The following is an 18,161-nucleotide window of genomic DNA, read 5'->3' on the forward strand; positions in this document are numbered from 1 at the left end:
CCAGCCCGCCCACGCCCGCGAGGCCGGTCAGCGCCTTCACCGTCTCGTCACCGTCCGCGCTCCACCGCGCGCTGAGGTCGCCCAGGCCGCCATCGAGCCGGTACACGTACCCGACGTACACCGCGCTCACGACCGCGATGTTCACCACGGCGGCGATCAGCGACACCCACAGCGGCGTATACGTATCCTTGTCCGCGTAGAAGCTGCGCGCGATGATCTCGTGCACGCTCTGGAAAATCAGCCCGAACGCGAAGAACTGCAGGGCGCTGTACACCAGATCGCCCTGCCGTGCGTCGAACTCGCCGCGTTCCAGCAGGCTCACCAGCGGGCGACCGACCAGGATCAGCCCGGCGGCGGCGGGAATCGTGGCGATCAGCACGAAGCGCACCGCGCCCGCCATCGTGCGGCGGCGGCTGTCGCGCTGGCCCAGCTCGCTGAATGCCGCCAGCGTTGGGAACACCACGAAGCCCATCGCGCTGCCGATCAGCGTTTCGGGAATATTCATCAGCCGGTAGCCCCAGTCGAACGACGCGACCGCTCCGCTGCCCATGCGCGACGCGAAACTGTTGAGCGCCAGCGTATTGAACGTCACCACGCCCAGCCCCATCACGCGCGGCAGCATCAGCACGATCACGCGCCGCAGCGCCGGGTCGCGCCAGCCGAAGCGCGGCTTCCAGCGCACCCCGAAGCGGATCAGGCCGGGAACCTGGATACTCAGGTGCATCACCGAGCCGAGCACCGCGCCCCACGCGATGCCGTCCACGCCCAGCGGCTTGATCAGCACGGCCACGCCGAACAAAATGCCCACGTCGAACATGATCGGGGCCAGCGCGGGCAGCAAAAAGTGGTTGAAGCTGTGCAAAATGCCTTGCAGCATGCCGCTGACGCTGAACACGATGGTGCTGATCAGCAAGATGCGCATCAGCCGCGCCGTCTCATCGACCTTATCGGCGCTGAACCCCGGCGCGACGACGTGTTCCACCAGCCACGGCGCCAGCGCGAAGCCGATCACGCTCAGCGCCAGCGTCACGGCCAGCACGGTATTGATCACGTTGCTCGCCAGCATCCACGCGCGGTCGCGGTCGTCGTGCGCCAGCAAACTGCTGAAGATCGGGATGAACGCGTACGACAGCGCCCCGCCGCCGATCAGCAGCACGATCTGCTCCGGGATGCGGTTGGCCGTTACGTACGCGTCCCACTTGTCGCCTGCGCCGAACACGTCAGCGATAATGAACGTCTGGATCAGGCTGATCGCCTTTGACGTGGCAAACGCCGCGATCAGGATCAAAGTGTTGCGCGCCATGCTGCGCGCGTCGGAACGGTTGGGCATCGGGGAAGACACGGATTCACTCATCGCGGGCGATCACCTCGTTTGTGAATGCGGATCAAATCAAAGGTCGCTCAAAGCTCATCGGGGGGCGCGAGTCTGGAACCCGCCCCGCCCAAACCCCGTTGGTGCTGCCTGTCTTCCTTCTTCGATCAAAGTGAAGAAGGGCCGGGGCAAGATCGCGTTCAGGGCAAAAAAATCGCCGGGCCGTTATCGGGCCCGGCGCGGTGCGGCACGTAGGTCTATGCAGCCGGTCCGGGACTAGCTGCCGGTTGCGTTGGCGACGAAGGTCCCGTTCTGGACCTGCGCTTTGGCTTCCTGGGCCGGGAAGAAGTTCTTGTTCAGGCTCAGCGCCCGATCCAGGTTCGAGACGGCCTGGCTGGCGTCGCCCTCGGCGGCATAGGCCAGACCTTCGTAGTAGTACGTTTCCTCGACAAACGTCGTGGTCCCCAGGTTCGACTTGGCGAGCGCCAGCACGTCGTTGTAGCGGCCCACGTTGTAATACGCTTCGTACGGCCCGAACTGGTACCACAGCATACGCCACGGCAGTTGAAGCTGGAAGGCGCGGTCATAGGCCAGCGCGGCGTTCTCGTAGTCCTTCAGCGCGACGTAGGCCGTGCCCATGTTGAACCACGCATACTTGTCTTCGACGTTCTTGGTCGCCTCGGTGCGGGCGGTTTCCAGCGCGACCCGCGCGCCGTATTCGGGATCGACGTAATCGCCCAGCGCCTGCCGCAGCTCCGTCTCGCGCGAAGGCTCGTAGACGACGATGAACACGCGGTTGAACTGCCGCCACACCGAATCGATGTCCGAATACGATTCCGGCATACCCTGCATGTTGCCGTGGCCGAGGAAGCTGTCGAACGCGAAGAACGTCTGCGCGCTGTCGTCGTATCCCATCAGCAGTTGGTAGTGGCCCATCCAGTCTTCCCCGGCGGGCTGGAAGCCGCGTTCGATAATCACCGGGAAGTTGAGCGCCAGCAGCCGCTTGAGCACCTGCTCGCTACCGCCGATGCGGTACAGCGCGCGCATGCCCGAATTGTCGTTCACGAAGCGCACCATCTGCCACGGGCTGACGTTTTTGTCTTCGCTGTTGGGCTTCATCCAGTTCGCGGCGGTCGTCTGCGTATCGGTCCAGCCGTAATAGCTCAGCGCCATGGTCATGGTCGTCGGGCCGCAGTTGTTCCACCGCTGCGCTTCGTACTTGATGCCGCTCAGCCGCGTGGACGCTGGCATCGCAATATCGGCGGGCTGCGCCACCGCGACTTCCTGCGGGGCCGGGGTCCAGGTCGCGTCGGCGGGCATCTGTGTCGGCGCTTCGTACACGGGCAGCGGCGTCGCTTCTTCAGGTGTGCCCGCCATCCCAACCGGGATGCCGCCCGCGTCTTCACTGCCGGTCGCGCCTTCGTCCAGCGTGGAGGTCGGCCCGGCGACGGCTTCGGTGGCTTCCGGCGTCGCCGTGATTTCAGGCGTCAGCAGAAGCTGCTGCGCGGCGCTGCTGTCGCCCGCCCCGCTGATCGTCGGCAGCACCTCGAAGGGTACGGTCGGTTTGAAATATTCGGCAGGGGGAAACAGGTCGATGATGCGCTGCTGGTAGCGCGGCTCCAGGTTGCGGAAGAAGGGCGGGAAAATAATCGCCGCCACAATGAGCGCCACGATGCCGAACGCGACGAATGCGCCGCCCACGGCCATCAGCGCCTTGGCCCACCCCGGCAGGCGGCTGGCTCCACGGCTGAGCCGTGCCTGCTGGCGGCGGCGTGGGCCGCTCAACGGAATATTTAGCGCTCCCGGGGCCGGAAGGCGATCGTAATCATTGGGGACGTTCGAAGGAACGCGCGGTACTTTTGACGTATTGTTTTTATCCAACCTGACCTGCTCCTTCGCCGACCGGCGGGCAGACAACCTGCCGGGTCATCCGGTCGTTTTGTGGCCGCTGCGCGGGCCGTTTTTTACAGTACGCCGAACGAGATGCGCAGCCTATACGATACGAGTGAACGAGCGTTTGAATGGCGGGCGACCACGAGGCACGATGACCCCGCCGTTCTCCCCGTGCTGCGCGGCACTATAGCGCATTTGGGCCGAGTCTGCCAGCATCTACAGGCGCAAACGGGGCCTGTTTCGCGGCGGCATCACCGGCCATCCGCGAGCGACGGTTCACCCTGACGATCTTGCACTAGTATCGCACAAGCGGAGCCGTTGTCTAGCGCCAAATGACCTACGGCTCCTCGGCGATACCCATCCGGTTTGCCCGGCGTGCTGTGCCTCTGATCTGCAGGGTGGAAACTGCGATCTGCTATAATACGAAGGCAACACATACCGGAACACTGACTCATTTCCGGGCGACTGCCGCGCACCGGGACAGCCGCCACGCGTCAGAGCCAAAGGAGCGCCCGTCCATGCTTCGATCCCGCCCGATGTCCAGCCGGTTGTTGATCTTGCTGCTAGCGCTGCTGACTGCAACGCTGGCCTGCAGCCTGTCGAGCGGCGACGAGGCCGACCCCACGCCGACGCGCATCCCCATTATTCTGACGCCCACCGCCGCCGTGACGCTCACGCCGACCGTGGTTATCCTCACGCCCACCCCGCTCCCGACCGGCGTCGCCCTGCCCGCCTCCACGGCCATCCCGGCCACGCAGATCAACTGCGTGGCGCAAACCGGCTGGCCGCTCTACACCGTGGCCGCGGGCGATACGTTGGGCGTCATTGCCGCCGTAACCGGGACCACCGTGGCCCAGCTTGCCTCGGCCAACTGCCTGACCAACACCGAGCTGATCTACGTCGGCCAGCAGCTTCGCGTGCCGCAGCTTCCGCCTGTAGCGACGGCCATTCCCACCAGCAACCCGCGGCTGCCGATCTACAGCACCGCCCTCACGGTCGATCCGCACTGGACCACCGTGAACGGCACGGCGATCACCTATTCCGAAGTCGTGCGGATCAACGCGGGCGAAGTGCTCAACGCGGCCAGCGTCGCGTTTTACGTCAACGATCCGTCCGGCGGCCCCGCGATCGGCGTCGGCTCGGACCTGGACCCGTACGACGGCGCGTTCATCGATTACGACTTCCCGGCGGCGGGCGTATACACCTTCCAGGCGTTCGCAGCCAACGAGGTCGGCACGCTGCCCAGCACGACCTTCACCATCACGTACGATCCGTCCTACCAGCCGCCCGGCGGCCAACGCAACCTGCTGACCATCACGCCCATCATCAGCACGGCGGGCGGATGGTACACGCTGCAAGGCGGCGCGACGGTGACGATCGCCTGGCCCGATGGCCCGGTCGGCGCGCTCAAGGTCGACTTCACGTTCTCGCCCACCGGCGGGACCAGTGGCAGCAGCGCCGCGCAGCTCATCGGCACGGATGCCAATCCGGCAGACGGCTCCGCGATTACCTGGGCCGTTCCGTCCGCGACGGCGGGCTATCTCCAGGCGCGCGCCACCATGCCCGACGGCTCGACGCAGACCAGCGAGATCGCCAGCGTGATGTCGTCGTGACTTCCGCCCACGATGGGTCAGGGGCGGGCCGATAACCCGCCCCGCATTTCACTTTGCCCCTGTGATAGTGGGTTTGGGCCGGGGCAAGGTCGCTTTTTTCACCGGCACTCGCATACATCAGGACGGATGTGCATGACCTGGGGCATTCTCGCAGCGGTGATCGGCGCGATAGCACTGATCGCCGCGCTGTTGTGGTATCTGCTGATCAAAACCGAAGGCATCTATTTGGGTCGCCGCACGGTGATCTGGCTTTACGACGTCTACGCGGGCCGCTACGACGGCATCAAGCAGTACGATCCCATCACCGAAGACTATTTCCTCGCGCGGCCCATCCTCCAACATCTGACGCACGTCCGCGCGCCGCTCGTGCTCGACGTAGCGACCGGCACGGGCCGTTTGCCCGTCGCGCTGCTCGAACAGCCCGATTTCCAGGGGCGCATCGTCGCGATCGATCTCAGCCGCAAGATGCTGGCGGGAGCCGCGCCCAAGCTCGCGCCCTTTGGCCGCCGCGCCGCGCTGCTGCACCTGCCCGCCGAGCGCCTGCCCTTCCCAGACGGCACATTCGACCTCGTGACCTGCCTCGAAGCGCTCGAATTTATGATGGACCCGCGCGCCGTCCTGCGCGAGCTGGTGCGCGTGCTGCGTCCCGGTGGGCCGCTGGTGCTCACCAACCGCCAGGGCCTCGACGCCAAACTGATGCCGGGCCGCACCTTTTCCCACGACGCGCTGAAGGATCTGCTCAAGGATCTGGGCATGGGCCGCGTCGAGATCGAGCTGTGGCAGGTAGATTACCGCATCGTCTGGGCGGAAAAACCGGGCACGCTGCCGCCCGCCGGACCGCTCGCCCTGGAAGAGATCTGGCGCTGCCCCGCCTGCGGTGCCGTCGAGATGATCCCGGTCGAAGGCGGCTGGCGCTGTCTGAACTGCGAAGCGCGCGTGCCGGTCGGGGACGACGGCGTGATCGAAGCGGAACGGTTCAGCAAAGATTAGGGCGTGTTATGCGCTTTTCGAGCGCGAGAACTGCTTTCGCACGCATTCCTTCTCGCAGCGATCCGTAGGGGCGGGGCTTGCTCCGCCCGTTTTTACGCTCATTTGTCGCCGCGCAGCAGGGTTACATTGGGGCGATTCCCCTTCCCTCCGCTTGCGTGGGGGAAGGGGCCAGGGGATGGGAGGGCTGTACGTTCAACAAGCTCTAATCCGCGAACGCCGCAACCTGTCGTACAATGAGGGACACAACAGCTTTTGCCCGCTTCGAGCCTAAGGAGCCGTCCCCATGAACGCCTCGAACATGAGCTTTGCCGATCTCGACCGCGACACGCTCGAAAAGGTCCGCGCGCTGGAATCCGAGCTCGGCACGGTGATCCTGGCCGTTAAGCCGGCGCTGAAGCCCGCCGACCTCACGCCCGAACAGGTCGAAAAGCTGAAGGCCAAAGAGCGCGAGCTGGGCCTGATCCTGCTCGCCTACGAACAGGCGTAGCGGACCATCGAGGCGCAAGCGCGGCCCCTCGATCGTAGACCCCATACCCGCACGGCACGCAAAGGGAAAGAACGTGGTTTCCTTTTTATTGACGTTTGTGCGTCTGGCCCGCGCCGTGGCGCGCAGTTGGACCGATCCCGAATTCCGCGCGTTGGTGGTGGTGTTCGTCGTGCTGCTCGCCAGCGGCACGATCTTCTACGCGGGCGTCGAGGGCTGGTCGGTGCTCGACGCGCTGTACTTCAGCGTCGCCACCATGTCCACCGTCGGCTATGGCGACTTCGCCCCCCGGACCAACGTGGGCAAGATCTTCACCATTATCTATCTACTGGTTGGCGTTGGTGTGTTCGTCGCGCTGGTAGGCAAGCTCGCCCTGGCCGTCATCCAGAAATCAAACGATCCGGCATAATCGCCCCACTCCGTCCCCCTCCCACTTCAATTTGTAGGGGCGGGTCTGTGACCCGCCCACCCGCAGTACTCACACTTCACTTCTTCTTCGGAGGGCTGATTCTCACCCAGGTACGATCTGGCTTCTGTGTAGGAGGCAGTGGTCTATCCGTGGGCTCAATTGTTACTTGGCGCGGATGAGGAATCTTTCCGCCTCTAGGGCCGCGTTCCTCATATTCTCCCGAGCGCTCCGGAATTTCTCCTGGTTTTTGTGGATCTGTCATCGTTTGCTCTTGTCCTTTTCTACGCGACCCGCTGCCAGCGATACTGATCTTTGATGTATGCGTGGAAGTACTTCCCATGCGAGGATGCGTTCATGAGAGCCAGATAGACACTGTAGGGCACACCGTAGTATCGGTATATCCCCCCGCTATTGAATTCGATCTCCAGCGTGCTCGTTGCTGACTCATAGCCAACTGAGCGGAGATCCTCTGACTGGACGTACTGTCGGTTCATGTTCTTTCCCCTCTCATAGTGATAGCGAGCGAAACACAATGCGCGCGCACGCCTGAGATAAAGGAAAATAATCGTATATAGTTGGGTTATTGAGAGGAGTTTAAGTTGAACAGCAAAAGGCTTAAAGCGAAGCAAAATCACCATATATGGGTACTGCGTCATATTATAACCCCTATATATAGAATTTGTGCCATAAAGTACAATTGAAGATTGGGTTCCAGCATTCAGACCATTCGTTCTACGACAAGTCTCTCGCCAATTCATAAATCCCCCCGCCGTGCTCTTGACCTTGCGTTTGCTGACCGCTGACCGCTGACCGCTGACCACTGACGGCTGATCGCTGCCTCCACTAACAACTAAAAACTGACGGCTAATAACTTCCCCCAAATGTGCTACAATTCGCGGAGTTTTTGACCGGCCCGTTCGTGTTGCCAGGAGTAACCCGCGTGAATCCGATTCCTAATCAGCTCGCCGTCCTGATCCGTGACGCGCTCGCCAGCGCGCAGGCTGCCGGAGAGCTGCCCACCTTTGATCTGCCCGAATCCATCCCGGTCCAGCGCAGCGCCAAGCCCGAGTTGGGCGACTACGCCAGCCCGGTCGCCATGCAGCTCGCCAAGCCCGCGCGTCAGGCCCCGCTCGCCATCGCGCAGAAGATTGCCGCGCACCTCACCTCGCCGGACTACGTGACCGGCATCGAGGTGGCCGCGCCCGGCTTCCTGAACTTCCGCCTCGATCCGGCGTGGCTGCTGGACCAGGTGGAAGCGATCATCGCCGCGGGCGACGCCGTGTTCACGCTCGATATCGGCGCGGGCCAGACCGCCCAGGTGGAGTGCGTCAGCGCCAACCCGACCGGCCCGATCACCGTGGGCCGCACGCGCGGCGGCGTGATTGGCAGCACCATGGCGAACGTCCTGACCGCGCTCGGCTACACCGTGCAGATGGAGTACTACTTCAACAACGCGGGCCGCCAGATGGAAATGCTGGGGCGCAGCGTCCAGGCCCGCTACCTGGAAGCGCTCGGCCTGCCGTTCGAGTTCCCCGAAGCGGGCTACCAGGGCGACTACATTGGCGACATCGCCCGCGATCTCGTGGCGCAGCACGGCGACGCGCTCAAGGACGCGGAGTGGAAAGCCTTCAAGGACGAAGCCGAGCGGTCGATCTTCGCCTGGATCGAGCGCAGCCTCGCCCGCGTCAGCATGAAGTTCGACCACTTCTTCAACGAGAACAGCGTCTACGAGAGCGGCGCGGTCTGGCGCATCCTCGAACAGTTGGAACAGGGCGGCTACGTCTACCGCGCAGTCAACCGCGAAGGCGCGAGCGAGGAAGAGATCGCCAAGACTCCGGCGGACGCAAAAGAAGCGGTATGGTTCCGCTCCACCATGCTCGGAGATGAGGAAGACCGCGTGCTGGTCAAGTCCTCCGGCGAGCCGACTTACGTCCTGCCCGACATCGCCTACCACGTCGATAAGCTGGATCGCGGCTTCGCGTACCTGATCAACGTGCTCGGCACGGACCACATCATCGAGGCGCAGACCGTCGCGCGCGGCTTGCAGGCCATCGGGCGCGATCCGCGTCCCGTCCACGTGCTGCTGCACCAGTTCGTAACGCTGTTCGAAGGCGGCGAGGCGCGCAAGATGAGCACCCGTCGCGGCGAGTACGTCACGCTCGACGAGCTGGTGGAAGACGTCGGCGCGGACGTGGTGCGCTATTTCATCCTGGCCCGCAGCCCCAACAGTCACCTCGAATTTGACCTCGATCTCGCGCGCCAGCAGGCCAACGAAAATCCGGTCTACTACATCCAGAACGCGCACGTCCGCTGCGCCGGGATCTTCCGGCAGGCCGCCGAACAGGGCCTCACCGACGACGGCGCGGATCTGTCGCTGTTGGGCGAGCCGGAGCAAGCCTTCCTGCGCAAGATGCTGGAGCTGCCCGAAGTGCTCGTGCAGGCCTACGACGAGCTTGCGCCGCACAAGGTCGCGTTCTACGCGCTCGACCTCGCGCGCCAGTTCCACCCGCTCTACGAGGAAGTCCGCGTGCTGCACAGCGAAGTCCCGGCGGACGTGGCGAAAGCCCGCCTGCGCTTCTACCGCGCCGCGCAGATCGTCTTCAAGCGCGTCCTGATGTTGATGGGTATGTCTGCGCCGGAAGTCATGTAACCGCCCAACCGAGGCCGCAATGCAGGGACAGGAACAGCAGATCATGGTCGTGGTGGGTGTGCCGACCGCCTACGCCGACGCCGTCATGGACGCCATCGCGTCGGCGGGCGGCGGGGTGCTGGGCAACTACACCCACTGCGGCTACCGTCTGGAAGGCATGGGCCAGTTCAAGCCGAACGAGGCCGCCTCGCCCGCCGTGGGCGAGAAAAACGAAGTGAACTACGTCCCGGAAACGCGTATCGAGACGTTTTGCGCCGCCAGCCGCGCGCGGGCCGTCGTCCAGGCGATCCGCGCCGCGCACCCCTACGAAGAGCCGGTGATCTATCTGGTTCCCCTGCTCTCCGAGGACGACCTGCCGTAAGAAGGAGAATATCCACCCATGCAGCCGGTGGAAGCGATTCTGTTCGATATGGATGGCGTGGTGACCGATACCCGCGCCGATGTGGACCGCACGTGGCAGGCCGTCGCGCAGCAGGTCGGCGTGACGCTCACCTCCGACGACTTTGACCGTCACGTCTACGGGTGCAAAGCAGAAACCACGCTTGCAGCATTGTTCCCGATGATCCCCGAATCGGACTGGGACGCCGTGCTCCAGCCCATGCTCGACAGCGAAGCCGCCGCGCAGTACGTGCCCATGCCCGGCATCACGGCGCTGCTGGGCGCCCTGCGCGACTGGAACGCCCGGACGGCCCTGGTCACCAGCGGCGCGCCCTTCAAAGTGGAACTCGTGCTCCAACAGTTGGGGCTGGATGGCGTGTTCGACGCGATCGTCACCGGCGAGGACGTCCAGCGCGGCAAGCCCGATCCCGACTGTTACCTGCGCGGCGCGGAAGCGCTCGGCGTGCCGCCCGCGAAGTGCCTCGTGTTCGAGGACGCGATCAGCGGCGTCACCGCCGCCACGCACGCCGGGATGTTGTGCATCGGCATCAGCGAGCGCAGCGATCATCTGGTCGCGACGGGTGCAGCCTACACCATTCCCGACTTTACCGGCACGGCCATCACGTCGTCGCCTATTCCGGGGCAGGCGTGGTTGTTCACGTCCAAAGCCCGCTGCATCCCGATCAAAATTCATTAAGCGGCGCTGCCCGCGCCTATCGACGTGCCCATTCAGGCCCGCGAACGAGGAGACAAGCACCCTTGAGCATCAAACCCGACCACTGGATTCGTAAGATGGCCCAGGAGCACGGCATGATCGAGCCGTTCGTGGACGGACAGGTCCGCAACGGCGTGATCAGCTACGGCGTATCCTCCTACGGCTACGACATCCGTGTCGCTGACGAATTCAAGATCTTCACCAACGTCTTCAGCGCCATCGTCGATCCCAAAGCCTTCGATCCGCAGTCGATGGTGGACTTCAGGGGCGACATCTGCGTCATCCCGCCCAACTCCTTTGTGCTCGCCAAGACCGTCGAGTACTTCCGCATTCCGCGCAACGTGCTGACGATCTGCGTCGGCAAGAGCACCTACGCACGCTGCGGCCTGATCGTCAACGTGACGCCCTTCGAGCCGGAATGGGAAGGCTTCGTCACGCTGGAAATCAGCAACACGACGCCGCTGCCCGCGCGCATCTACGCCAACGAGGGCATCGCGCAGGTGCTGTTCTTCGAGGCGGACGAAGTTTGCGACATCTCGTACGCGGACAAGAAGGGCAAATACCAGCATCAGCAAACGATCGAGCTGCCCAAGCTGTAAACCGCAGCCGTCAGCTTCTAGCAGTTGGCGGTTAGCCAGGAACCAAAAGCACGGGCAAAACCGCACACGCTGAACGTCGGCTCTCGTAGGGGCGGGTTTGATGCGCTTTAGCTTCTGAATCTGGCAAACCAGGACGGGTTAGAAACCCGCCCCTACAAAACCCCATCGGGCGCTGCTTGTCTTCCCTCTCCAATCCAGATTGGAGAGGGGCCGGGGGTGAGGTCGCGGTGGTAACCGGATTACTTTATTAAACTGCACGCAACCCGCCCTGCCTTTTCGTATCCAAACTGAACCCCAAACAATTTCCGACGATTGCTTTTGCACTTGCTACCGGCTAATCGCCAAAAGCTAACCGCTGCTTCTTCCCGGTTAACGTTTCTTTAGAAAACGCGCCAGATCGCGCCAGGCTTGGTAAGATCGGCTTAACCAACGTCCGAACCCAAAAGAGCGCGTCATGAGTCTTTCAGAATCGTTCACCAATGCCAGCCACAGCGAGGCTCCCGCACCGCCTCACCAGCCCGCCACGGCGACCGAGGCCGCTCCCGCCCCGGACGGGAACCTGCTCAAGCTGCGTCAGGCGCTGGACGGGGTGATGGAGATCCTGGGCGAACAGCGCGAGTACCAGCAGCGCGTCGGCCAGATCTACATCTTTCGCGGGCACCTGCTCGCCCCGCGCGACACGGCCTACGCCACGCTCACTGAGCGCATCAAGCCGCTGGGCTATACGCCCATGCTCCAACGCGAGCGCGGCGAGGAAGTGGTGATCGCCATCGAAGGCGATCTGCCGCAGCGTCGCTTCAGCTCGCCGTGGTGGCTGCATCTCGGCCTGCTGCTGGTGACCATCGCCTCCACGACCGTCATGGGCGCGTCCATCGTGGGCTGGCCGCCGTCCTACTTCATGGATCTGATCGACAAGGGCGACATGCGCGCCCTGTGGGACTATCTACAGAAGGGGCTGCCGTTTTCGCTGACGCTGCTCGGCATTCTGGGCACGCACGAGATGGGCCACTACGTCGCGGGACGGCTGCACGGCGTCAAAGTCACCCTGCCGTTTTTCATTCCGCTGCCCGTGCCGAACACACTCGGCACGCTGGGCGCGGTGATCTTCATCAAAAGCCCGCTGCTCAACCGGCGCGCGCTGTTCGACGTGGGCATCGCCGGGCCGCTGGCCGGGCTGGTCGTCGCCCTGCCGCTGTACGCGATCGGGGTGACCCAGCCGCAGGCAGTCGGCCTGCCGACCAGTTGGATGAGCGCCAACATCACGCGCGTCGCCAACCCGCCCCTGCTCGACGGCATCGCGCGCCTCGTCGCGCCCGAGATCGGCAACCTGGACCGCTTCGTGCTTCAGGGGCATCCGATGGCGCTGGCGGCGTGGTTCGGCGTGCTGCTGACCGCGCTCAACCTGCTGCCGCTCGGCCAGTTCGACGGCGGGCACGTGTCCTACGCGCTGTTCGGCAGGCGCGCCTGGACGCTGGCGATGGTGACCTTCACCGTGCTGATCATGCTCGGCTTCGTGGGCGGCGTGTTCATGTGGCTGATCTGGGCCTTCATGGGGCTTCTGACCGGGCTGCGCCATCCCCCGCCCCACGACGACGTACAGCCGCTCGGCCTGCCGCGCACCATCATCGGACTGGCGACGATCATCATCTTTTTCCTGATCCTGATCCCGGTGCCGTTCTACAGCCCGACCTGACGCAATCACTGATGGGATAATGTGATCGCCGTCACTGGCCTGTCACATCACTTGCCCAACCCCTCGTTCCTAATGCTATAATAGCATCTCATGGGGGCAAGAAAAGGCAAGCTATGGACCCGAAACGGCAGGCGCAGGCAGCCGCAACCGCAGCGGCATCTCCGGCGACAGGTCACGCGCCGGAACGACTTTCGAAGCGGGCAGCAGCCCTGGGCATCGGCGCGGCACTTACGCTGTTTATGGCGCTGTGGGCTGCGGCAGGCGGGCCGGGCGCGAACGTCGTGGCATGGCTGGCAATCGCGCCGCTGGCCGTCGGCACCGGCTACGTGTTAGGCCGCGTCCCACTGCGCGACCCCGGCACAGACACATCTCCCGACAATCTCCACGAAACGAACCAATCCCTGCGGCAGCAGGTCCAGGATCTCATCGCCCTGCGTGACGCGATCCTGGAACTCGGCGCGCGCTTCGACCACAGCGCGATCCTCGCAGAGATCCCGCGCATCCTGGTCGATCTGCTGCACGTCGAGCGCGGCCTCGTGCTGCTCTACGACGAAAACGAACGCACGTGGCACTTTGGGGCCTTCAATCGCAGCATTCTGGACACGATCCGGCGCTATAAGCTGGAACAAATCCAGATCGCCGCGTCCGGCACGCCCGATCCGCTGATCGATCCCTGGCTGCGCGGCGAGCCGGTGCTGGTCGAGGACGCCGCGAGTGTCGCCGGGTCCGCGCTGTACAATCTGCTTGCCATGCTGGACTTCCGCGGCTTTTACGCGGTCCCGCTGCGCATTGGCGAGAGCCTCAAGGGCGCGATCCTGGTCGATAACGCCGACAGGCTCCAGCCGATCAGCCTCGAACAGCGCAGCCTGCTCGACGCGCTGGCGGCCAATCTCGCCGTTACGCTGGAAAAGGCGCTGCTCTATACCCGGACGGACGAACAGCTCACTGCCCGCGTGCAGGAGCTGCGCATCCTGGGTCAGATCGACCGCGAACTGAACGCGGCCCTCAGCATGGACCGCGTGATCAATCTGGCCTTCGACTGGGCGCTGCGCTTCACAGGCAGCAATACCGCCGCGCTCGCCCTGGTCGATCCCGACACGGGGGCGATTTCCTTCAATTCCGCCTACGGCTACAGCACGGACGAATGGGAACAGCTCCGCGCCGCCGTGACGTCGGTCAACATCGGCGTGACCGGGCGCGTGGTGCGCAGCGGCCAGCCGGAGATCATCCCCGACGTTTCGAGCGATCCCGATTACATCGACATCGTGAAACACGTTCGCTCGCTGCTAGCCGTGCCGATGATCCGCGATGAACGCGTCACGGGCGTGCTGCTGCTGAGCAGCTACGATCTCAACGGCTTCACGGAAGACAACCTGGAGTTCGTCACCCGGCTGGCGACGCGGGTCGCGGTGGCGCTGGACAATGCGCGCCTGTTCGACGAGACCCGCCGCGAGCAGAAAAAGCTGGAGGTCATCCTCAGCAGCACCACCGACGCCGTGATCGTCGTGCAGCGCGACGGGCGGCTGGCGCTGGTCAATCAGGCGGCGATGGCGATCTTCCACCTCGCGCCGAAAGCCGTCAGCGGGCGGCCCTCGTTCGACACGGTTCTGGGCGAAACGCCGCTCGCCCGGCTCTACCGCCGCGCGCAGCAGCTCGATCTGATGCTGGTCGAGGAGATCAAGCTGGAAGATGACCGCACATTTCACACCAGCATCATGCCCGTGCCCGAAGTCGGCTGGACGATCCTGCTCCACGACGTCACGCCGTTCAAGCGCACCGAGCAGCTCAAAACGGAACTGGTCGCCACGGCCTCGCACGACCTGAAGAACCCGCTGAGCGTGATTCTGGGCTATCTCGATCTGATCAGCATGACGCACCAACTGACGCCGCAGGGCACGGAATACATGAACCGCGTGCACCAGGCGGTCGCCCACATGCGCGAGCTGATCGACGACCTGCTGGACATGGCGCGCATCGAAAGCGGGCTGATCCTGCGCTATCACCCGGTCAGCCTGGAAGTGCTGTTCTCGCAGGAAGCGTTCACCCAGAGCTTGCGCGCCGAACAGAAAAACATCCGCATCGAGGTCGATATCCCGCCCACGCTCCCGATCATCGAGGCCGACGAGCAGCGCCTGCGGCAGATCGCCAACAACCTGATCAGCAACGCGATCAAGTACACGCCCGGAGGCGGCAGCGTCACGATCATTGCCGCGCAGCACGGGGATTCGGTGCGCGTCGCCATCCGCGACACGGGGATCGGCATCGGGCCGGAGGATCAGGCGCAGATTTTCACGCGGTTCTACCGGGTGCGCTCGGCGGAGACGGAAGGGATCGAAGGGACGGGGCTGGGGCTGGCGATCGTCAAGAGCCTCGTGGAAGCGCACGGCGGCGAGCTTGGCATGGAAAGCCGCCTGGGCGAAGGCTCGACCTTTTTCTTCACGCTGCCGATCCACCCACCTCAGGCGGGCGACGACGCGCTGGAGCCGCACTCCGCGCCGCTGGCCGGAGACGTGTAACGCGCTCCGGCAGCGCCAACCGTAGGGGTAGAGCTTGCTCTACCCGGCTTTTCTGACGGCGGGCGATGCAAGCATCGCCCCTACGAAAAGCACGAGAGTTCACGTTTCCCCGAAGGGCTTAATCACACGCACCCCGTAGGGGCGTATTGCGATACGCCCCTACAAAAAGCGCGAGAATTCATGTTTCCCCGAAGGGTTTAGTCACACGCATTCCGTAGGGGCAATTCATGAATTGCCCCTCTTCTACGCCGAACCCTATCCGCCTTCCCAAAGGCGTTTCTTCAGCCCGTAGCGCTTCAGGTATTTGGCGTAGCTGCTGCCCCCGTGCACCCACCACGCGCTGCGCCTGGCGACGATCTCGCCGCCCTGGATCGCGTCCAGCAGCCCTTCCGCGTCGTCGAACGGCGCGACGCGCATCATCGCGCGCCCGTACTCGTACGGGATGTGCGCGTCCGAGCCTGCCGTGCCGGGCTTGTGATGCGCCAGGGCATACGTCTGCGCCTTGAGGTTGTCGCCGTCGAAGAAGCAGCGTGCGTTGAACACCTCGATGCAGTCCACCAGATCCACGATCCGGTCCAGGTTTTCTTCCGCCCACGCCCCTTTACGCACGCTGTCGAAGGGGTGCGCCACGCTGATCACCGCGCCCTGATCGCGCAGGCGGCGAATCGTCTCCTCCGGCGTCAGGCGGGCGGGAACGCTTTCCTTGACGAACCACGCCAGCAGCTCGCCCTGCGTGGTCATGACTTCCTCACCGGGGATGAACAGGTCTGGATCGATCTGCGCCCACTTCAGCGCACCTTCGGCGGTGTTATGGTCGGTCACCAGGATGCGGTTGATGCCGCGCCGCTGAGCCGCCCGCTGCACCTGCTCGATCCGGTTCAGGCTGTCCTTCGACCATTCGGTGTGGCAGTGCATCTCGATCAGCCACCGGGAATCGGAGTGCTGAGTCGTCATCCGTTGCCGTCCTTCTCTTGATCCGGCGCAGGCAGCCAGCGAGCCGCGTCGGGGGCGTCAAGCGCCGCGATGCTCAAAAAGATGCGGCTGTGCGCCGCGTAGTACACGATGTACGGCACGTCGCGCCGCAGGTCCGTGCCGGGAGGCGGCACGTAGGGCGCGAAGCTGTAATCGTCGATGATGTACGAAAACGGCAGTTCGGGCCGGTTGCGCTCCGGCACGCGGATTTGCAGCAGGCCGCGCGCCCAGCGTACCGGCTGTTTACCGAACGCATCGGGAACGAACATCGACGCGTTCGTCCATGCCAGCCCGCCGAACAGCAGCACGAAGAACAGTCCCAGCGCCGTAAAGAAGATTCCGCCGATGGTCGCGGCGGGCATGGTCCCTGTGATCACCAGCGCGCCGAACTGGACCAACAGCGCCAGCGGGCACATCAGCGCCAGCACCGCAACGATGCCCGCGATCATCACCGTGCGGCGCTGTGCCGGGGTCAGCCGCCCGGCGCGGTTGATCGCCAGCTTTTCGGCCATTTCCGGCGTCACCGGGGCCGCGTTCTGCGCTGCTTGCGAGGGTCGTTTTGCCATGTTATTCCTGCCGGGTGTGCGTGTGCCAAACCTCGCCGGAGTATACCACGCCGTGCCGCGCTACCGCATGACCGGGCGCGGGCGGATGCGGTAAATCCGGCCTTCCTGCACCGAGACGTAAATCCAGCCCGCCGAATCGACGGCCACGTCAACCGGGTGAAACGGGTAGAAGCCCCAGCCCTTCAGCGAATACTCGTACAGGTGGAACGTATCGAGGTTCTCGCTGGCGGGGGCCAGATACTCGTATGTGCCGGTCGGCAGGCCGTCCGCGAACTGCTCCGCGATGACCGCATACCCCGCCGGTTCCGGCAGGTTCCACGAGCCGTTCAGCGCGAGAATCAAATCGCCCTGCCAGTCGTGGAACGCGTCGCCGCTGTAAAACACCATGCCGCTGGGGTTGCTCTGGTACGGGAACAGCGTTTCCGGCGCATGCGTTTGCGCGCAGTAGTCGTCACCCGGCGGCGTCAGCGTCGGATCGGGTTGGTGGCCGCCGTAGCAGTACGGAAAACCGTAATCGTCGCCCGCCGCGAAGCGGTTTAGCTCGCCCGGCGGCTGGTCGCTGTCCAGACCGGGAATGATCCGGCCCTGGTCCAGAATCCACAGGTCGCCCGTCGCGGGATCCCAGGTGAGATCGACCGGGGCGCGCAGCCCCGTCGCCTCGATACGCCGGTCCGAGCCGTCGAGCGCGTAGCTGAGCAGCACGCCGCGCCCCTCGACCGTCTCCGCGCAGTCGCCGCACGCCGCGCCCACGCTCGCGTACAGCCGCCCGTCCGGCCCGACACCGATGCCGCCGGTCCACACGCCGCTGTCGATCGCCCAGCCGTCGACGAGGCGCGTCACGCTGGCCTCGCCGCCGAGATCGTCCACCCGCGCGATGCCGTCCAGATCGACCGCATACAGCGCGCCGTCGTAAAACGCCAGCCCGGTCGGCAGCGTCAGGCCGCCCGCCACGCGCTCGGCGGGTTCCATGAAACGGTTGCCGTCCTCGTCGCGCATGGCCCAGATTTCACCCGCCGCGACCTTCAGCACGTACAGCGTATCGTCCGGCGCGATTGCCAGCGCGCCCAGCTCCGGCGCGGCCTGGCTGGCGGGCACGTCGTCGTACGTCAGCTCGATGCAGGTGGTGTTCACGTTGCGGTAGGGAATGATCACGTAGGCGCAGGGCGGATCTTGCTCGCGTATGCCCGGCCCGGACTGCGCGTGCGCGGCGGAGAGTCCCCCGCCCGCCAGCAGGACCAGGATTGCGGCGGCAGTGAGTAGGTTTCGCATAATGTCCTTATCACGAGGCTGCACGAAAAACCGGGCCGCGATCATAACGCGAGACCGCCGCCTCTACCATTTCGCGCCATGCCGGGCTATACTACCCCGCTG

General features: G+C 64.4%; 17 protein-coding genes. 10 read left to right on the forward strand and 7 right to left on the reverse strand.

The window, feature by feature from the left end; all coding sequences use genetic code 11:
- Positions 1 to 1,354 (reverse strand): murein biosynthesis integral membrane protein MurJ (gene murJ / locus V7116_RS07455; protein WP_324391268.1); only part of this gene is annotated, 1,354 nt, incomplete at its 3' end.
- A 234-nt stretch (positions 1,355 to 1,588) separates the two neighbouring features.
- Positions 1,589 to 3,097: a C39 family peptidase gene (locus V7116_RS07460; RefSeq protein ID WP_324391269.1), complete on the reverse strand. Its 1,509-nt coding sequence runs from the start codon at positions 3,095 to 3,097 to the stop codon at positions 1,589 to 1,591.
- Positions 3,098 to 3,723: 626 nt separating this feature from the next.
- Here V7116_RS07460 and V7116_RS07465 point away from each other — a divergent pair.
- The 4 genes from V7116_RS07465 (at position 3,724) to V7116_RS07480 (ending at position 6,701) form a co-directional block, all read left to right on the forward strand.
- Positions 3,724 to 4,818 (forward strand): LysM peptidoglycan-binding domain-containing protein, encoded by a 1,095-nt coding sequence (locus tag V7116_RS07465; RefSeq protein ID WP_324391270.1) that lies wholly within the window; start codon positions 3,724 to 3,726, stop codon positions 4,816 to 4,818.
- A 132-nt stretch (positions 4,819 to 4,950) separates the two neighbouring features.
- The gene (locus V7116_RS07470) at positions 4,951 to 5,808 is read left to right on the forward strand and encodes a class I SAM-dependent methyltransferase (RefSeq protein ID WP_324391271.1); all 858 of its coding nucleotides are present in this window, start codon (positions 4,951 to 4,953) and stop codon (positions 5,806 to 5,808) included.
- A gap of 283 nt (positions 5,809 to 6,091) precedes the next feature.
- On the forward strand, positions 6,092 to 6,295 hold the full coding sequence (locus V7116_RS07475) for a hypothetical protein (RefSeq protein WP_324391272.1): 204 nt from the start codon (positions 6,092 to 6,094) through the stop codon (positions 6,293 to 6,295).
- Positions 6,296 to 6,368: 73 nt separating this feature from the next.
- On the forward strand, positions 6,369 to 6,701 hold the full coding sequence (locus tag V7116_RS07480; protein WP_324391273.1) for a potassium channel family protein: 333 nt from the start codon (positions 6,369 to 6,371) through the stop codon (positions 6,699 to 6,701).
- Positions 6,702 to 6,777: 76 nt separating this feature from the next.
- On the opposite strand, the gene V7116_RS07485 is transcribed toward V7116_RS07480, so the two are convergent.
- Together V7116_RS07485 and V7116_RS25740 are read right to left on the reverse strand one after the other, a co-directional pair.
- On the reverse strand, positions 6,778 to 7,041 hold the full coding sequence (locus V7116_RS07485) for a YjzC family protein (protein WP_324391274.1): 264 nt from the start codon (positions 7,039 to 7,041) through the stop codon (positions 6,778 to 6,780).
- Positions 6,983 to 7,459, reverse strand: a complete 477-nt coding sequence (locus V7116_RS25740; protein WP_349258470.1) for a KTSC domain-containing protein — start codon at positions 7,457 to 7,459, stop codon at positions 6,983 to 6,985. Before V7116_RS25740 ends, V7116_RS07485 begins: the two co-directional genes overlap by 59 nt.
- Before the next feature lie 182 nt (positions 7,460 to 7,641).
- Between V7116_RS25740 and argS the strand changes: the two genes are divergently transcribed.
- From argS to V7116_RS07515, 6 genes are all read left to right on the forward strand, one after another.
- Positions 7,642 to 9,351: an arginine--tRNA ligase gene (gene argS / locus V7116_RS07490; RefSeq protein WP_324391275.1), complete on the forward strand. Its 1,710-nt coding sequence runs from the start codon at positions 7,642 to 7,644 to the stop codon at positions 9,349 to 9,351.
- A 19-nt stretch (positions 9,352 to 9,370) separates the two neighbouring features.
- A complete protein-coding gene (locus V7116_RS07495) occupies positions 9,371 to 9,712 on the forward strand; it encodes a hypothetical protein (RefSeq protein ID WP_324391276.1) in 342 nt (113 codons plus the stop codon).
- Between the two features lie 18 nt (positions 9,713 to 9,730).
- Positions 9,731 to 10,426 carry an HAD family hydrolase gene (locus tag V7116_RS07500; RefSeq protein WP_324391277.1) on the forward strand — a complete coding sequence of 232 codons (696 nt, stop codon included), beginning with the start codon at positions 9,731 to 9,733 and terminating at the stop codon, positions 10,424 to 10,426.
- A gap of 62 nt (positions 10,427 to 10,488) precedes the next feature.
- On the forward strand, positions 10,489 to 11,043 hold the full coding sequence (gene dcd / locus V7116_RS07505) for a dCTP deaminase (RefSeq protein WP_324391278.1): 555 nt from the start codon (positions 10,489 to 10,491) through the stop codon (positions 11,041 to 11,043).
- A gap of 454 nt (positions 11,044 to 11,497) precedes the next feature.
- The gene (locus V7116_RS07510; RefSeq protein ID WP_324391279.1) at positions 11,498 to 12,736 is read left to right on the forward strand and encodes a site-2 protease family protein; all 1,239 of its coding nucleotides are present in this window, start codon (positions 11,498 to 11,500) and stop codon (positions 12,734 to 12,736) included.
- 113 nt (positions 12,737 to 12,849) lie between these two features.
- Entirely contained in the window at positions 12,850 to 15,252 is a 2,403-nt protein-coding gene (locus tag V7116_RS07515; RefSeq protein ID WP_324391280.1) for an ATP-binding protein, read from the forward strand.
- Between the two features lie 255 nt (positions 15,253 to 15,507).
- Here the strand turns inward: V7116_RS07515 and V7116_RS07520 are convergent, their stop codons facing one another.
- The 3 genes from V7116_RS07520 to V7116_RS07530 are packed head-to-tail and all read right to left on the reverse strand — an operon-like array spanning position 15,508 to position 18,059.
- Positions 15,508 to 16,206, reverse strand: coding sequence for a PHP domain-containing protein (locus V7116_RS07520; protein WP_324391281.1), 699 nt, complete (start codon positions 16,204 to 16,206; stop codon positions 15,508 to 15,510).
- A complete protein-coding gene (locus tag V7116_RS07525) occupies positions 16,203 to 16,790 on the reverse strand; it encodes a hypothetical protein (protein ID WP_324391282.1) in 588 nt (195 codons plus the stop codon). The genes V7116_RS07520 and V7116_RS07525 overlap by 4 nt, the downstream gene beginning before the upstream one ends.
- A 60-nt stretch (positions 16,791 to 16,850) precedes the next feature.
- Positions 16,851 to 18,059: a PQQ-dependent sugar dehydrogenase gene (locus V7116_RS07530; RefSeq protein ID WP_324391283.1), complete on the reverse strand. Its 1,209-nt coding sequence runs from the start codon at positions 18,057 to 18,059 to the stop codon at positions 16,851 to 16,853.
- Between the last annotated feature and the right edge of the window lie 102 nt (positions 18,060 to 18,161).

This window comes from Aggregatilinea sp., assembly GCF_036822615.1.
Lineage (GTDB): Bacteria > Chloroflexota > Anaerolineae > Aggregatilineales > Aggregatilineaceae > Aggregatilinea.

Bases quoted from the DNA above. Each gene is read 5' to 3' on its own strand.
- V7116_RS07465 (WP_324391270.1), top strand. From the start codon at position 3,724: ATGCTTCGATCCCGCCCGATGTCCAGCCGGTTGTTGATCTTGCTGCTA.
- V7116_RS07470 (WP_324391271.1), top strand. From the start codon at position 4,951: ATGACCTGGGGCATTCTCGCAGCGGTGATCGGCGCGATAGCACTGATC.
- V7116_RS07475 (WP_324391272.1), top strand. From the start codon at position 6,092: ATGAACGCCTCGAACATGAGCTTTGCCGATCTCGACCGCGACACGCTC.
- V7116_RS07485 (WP_324391274.1), bottom strand. From the start codon at position 7,041: ATGGGAAGTACTTCCACGCATACATCAAAGATCAGTATCGCTGGCAGC.
- V7116_RS25740 (WP_349258470.1), bottom strand. From the start codon at position 7,459: ATGAATTGGCGAGAGACTTGTCGTAGAACGAATGGTCTGAATGCTGGA.
- V7116_RS07495 (WP_324391276.1), top strand. From the start codon at position 9,371: ATGCAGGGACAGGAACAGCAGATCATGGTCGTGGTGGGTGTGCCGACC.
- V7116_RS07500 (WP_324391277.1), top strand. From the start codon at position 9,731: ATGCAGCCGGTGGAAGCGATTCTGTTCGATATGGATGGCGTGGTGACC.
- V7116_RS07510 (WP_324391279.1), top strand. From the start codon at position 11,498: ATGAGTCTTTCAGAATCGTTCACCAATGCCAGCCACAGCGAGGCTCCC.
- V7116_RS07515 (WP_324391280.1), top strand. From the start codon at position 12,850: ATGGACCCGAAACGGCAGGCGCAGGCAGCCGCAACCGCAGCGGCATCT.
- V7116_RS07520 (WP_324391281.1), bottom strand. From the start codon at position 16,206: ATGACGACTCAGCACTCCGATTCCCGGTGGCTGATCGAGATGCACTGC.
- V7116_RS07525 (WP_324391282.1), bottom strand. From the start codon at position 16,790: ATGGCAAAACGACCCTCGCAAGCAGCGCAGAACGCGGCCCCGGTGACG.
- V7116_RS07530 (WP_324391283.1), bottom strand. From the start codon at position 18,059: ATGCGAAACCTACTCACTGCCGCCGCAATCCTGGTCCTGCTGGCGGGC.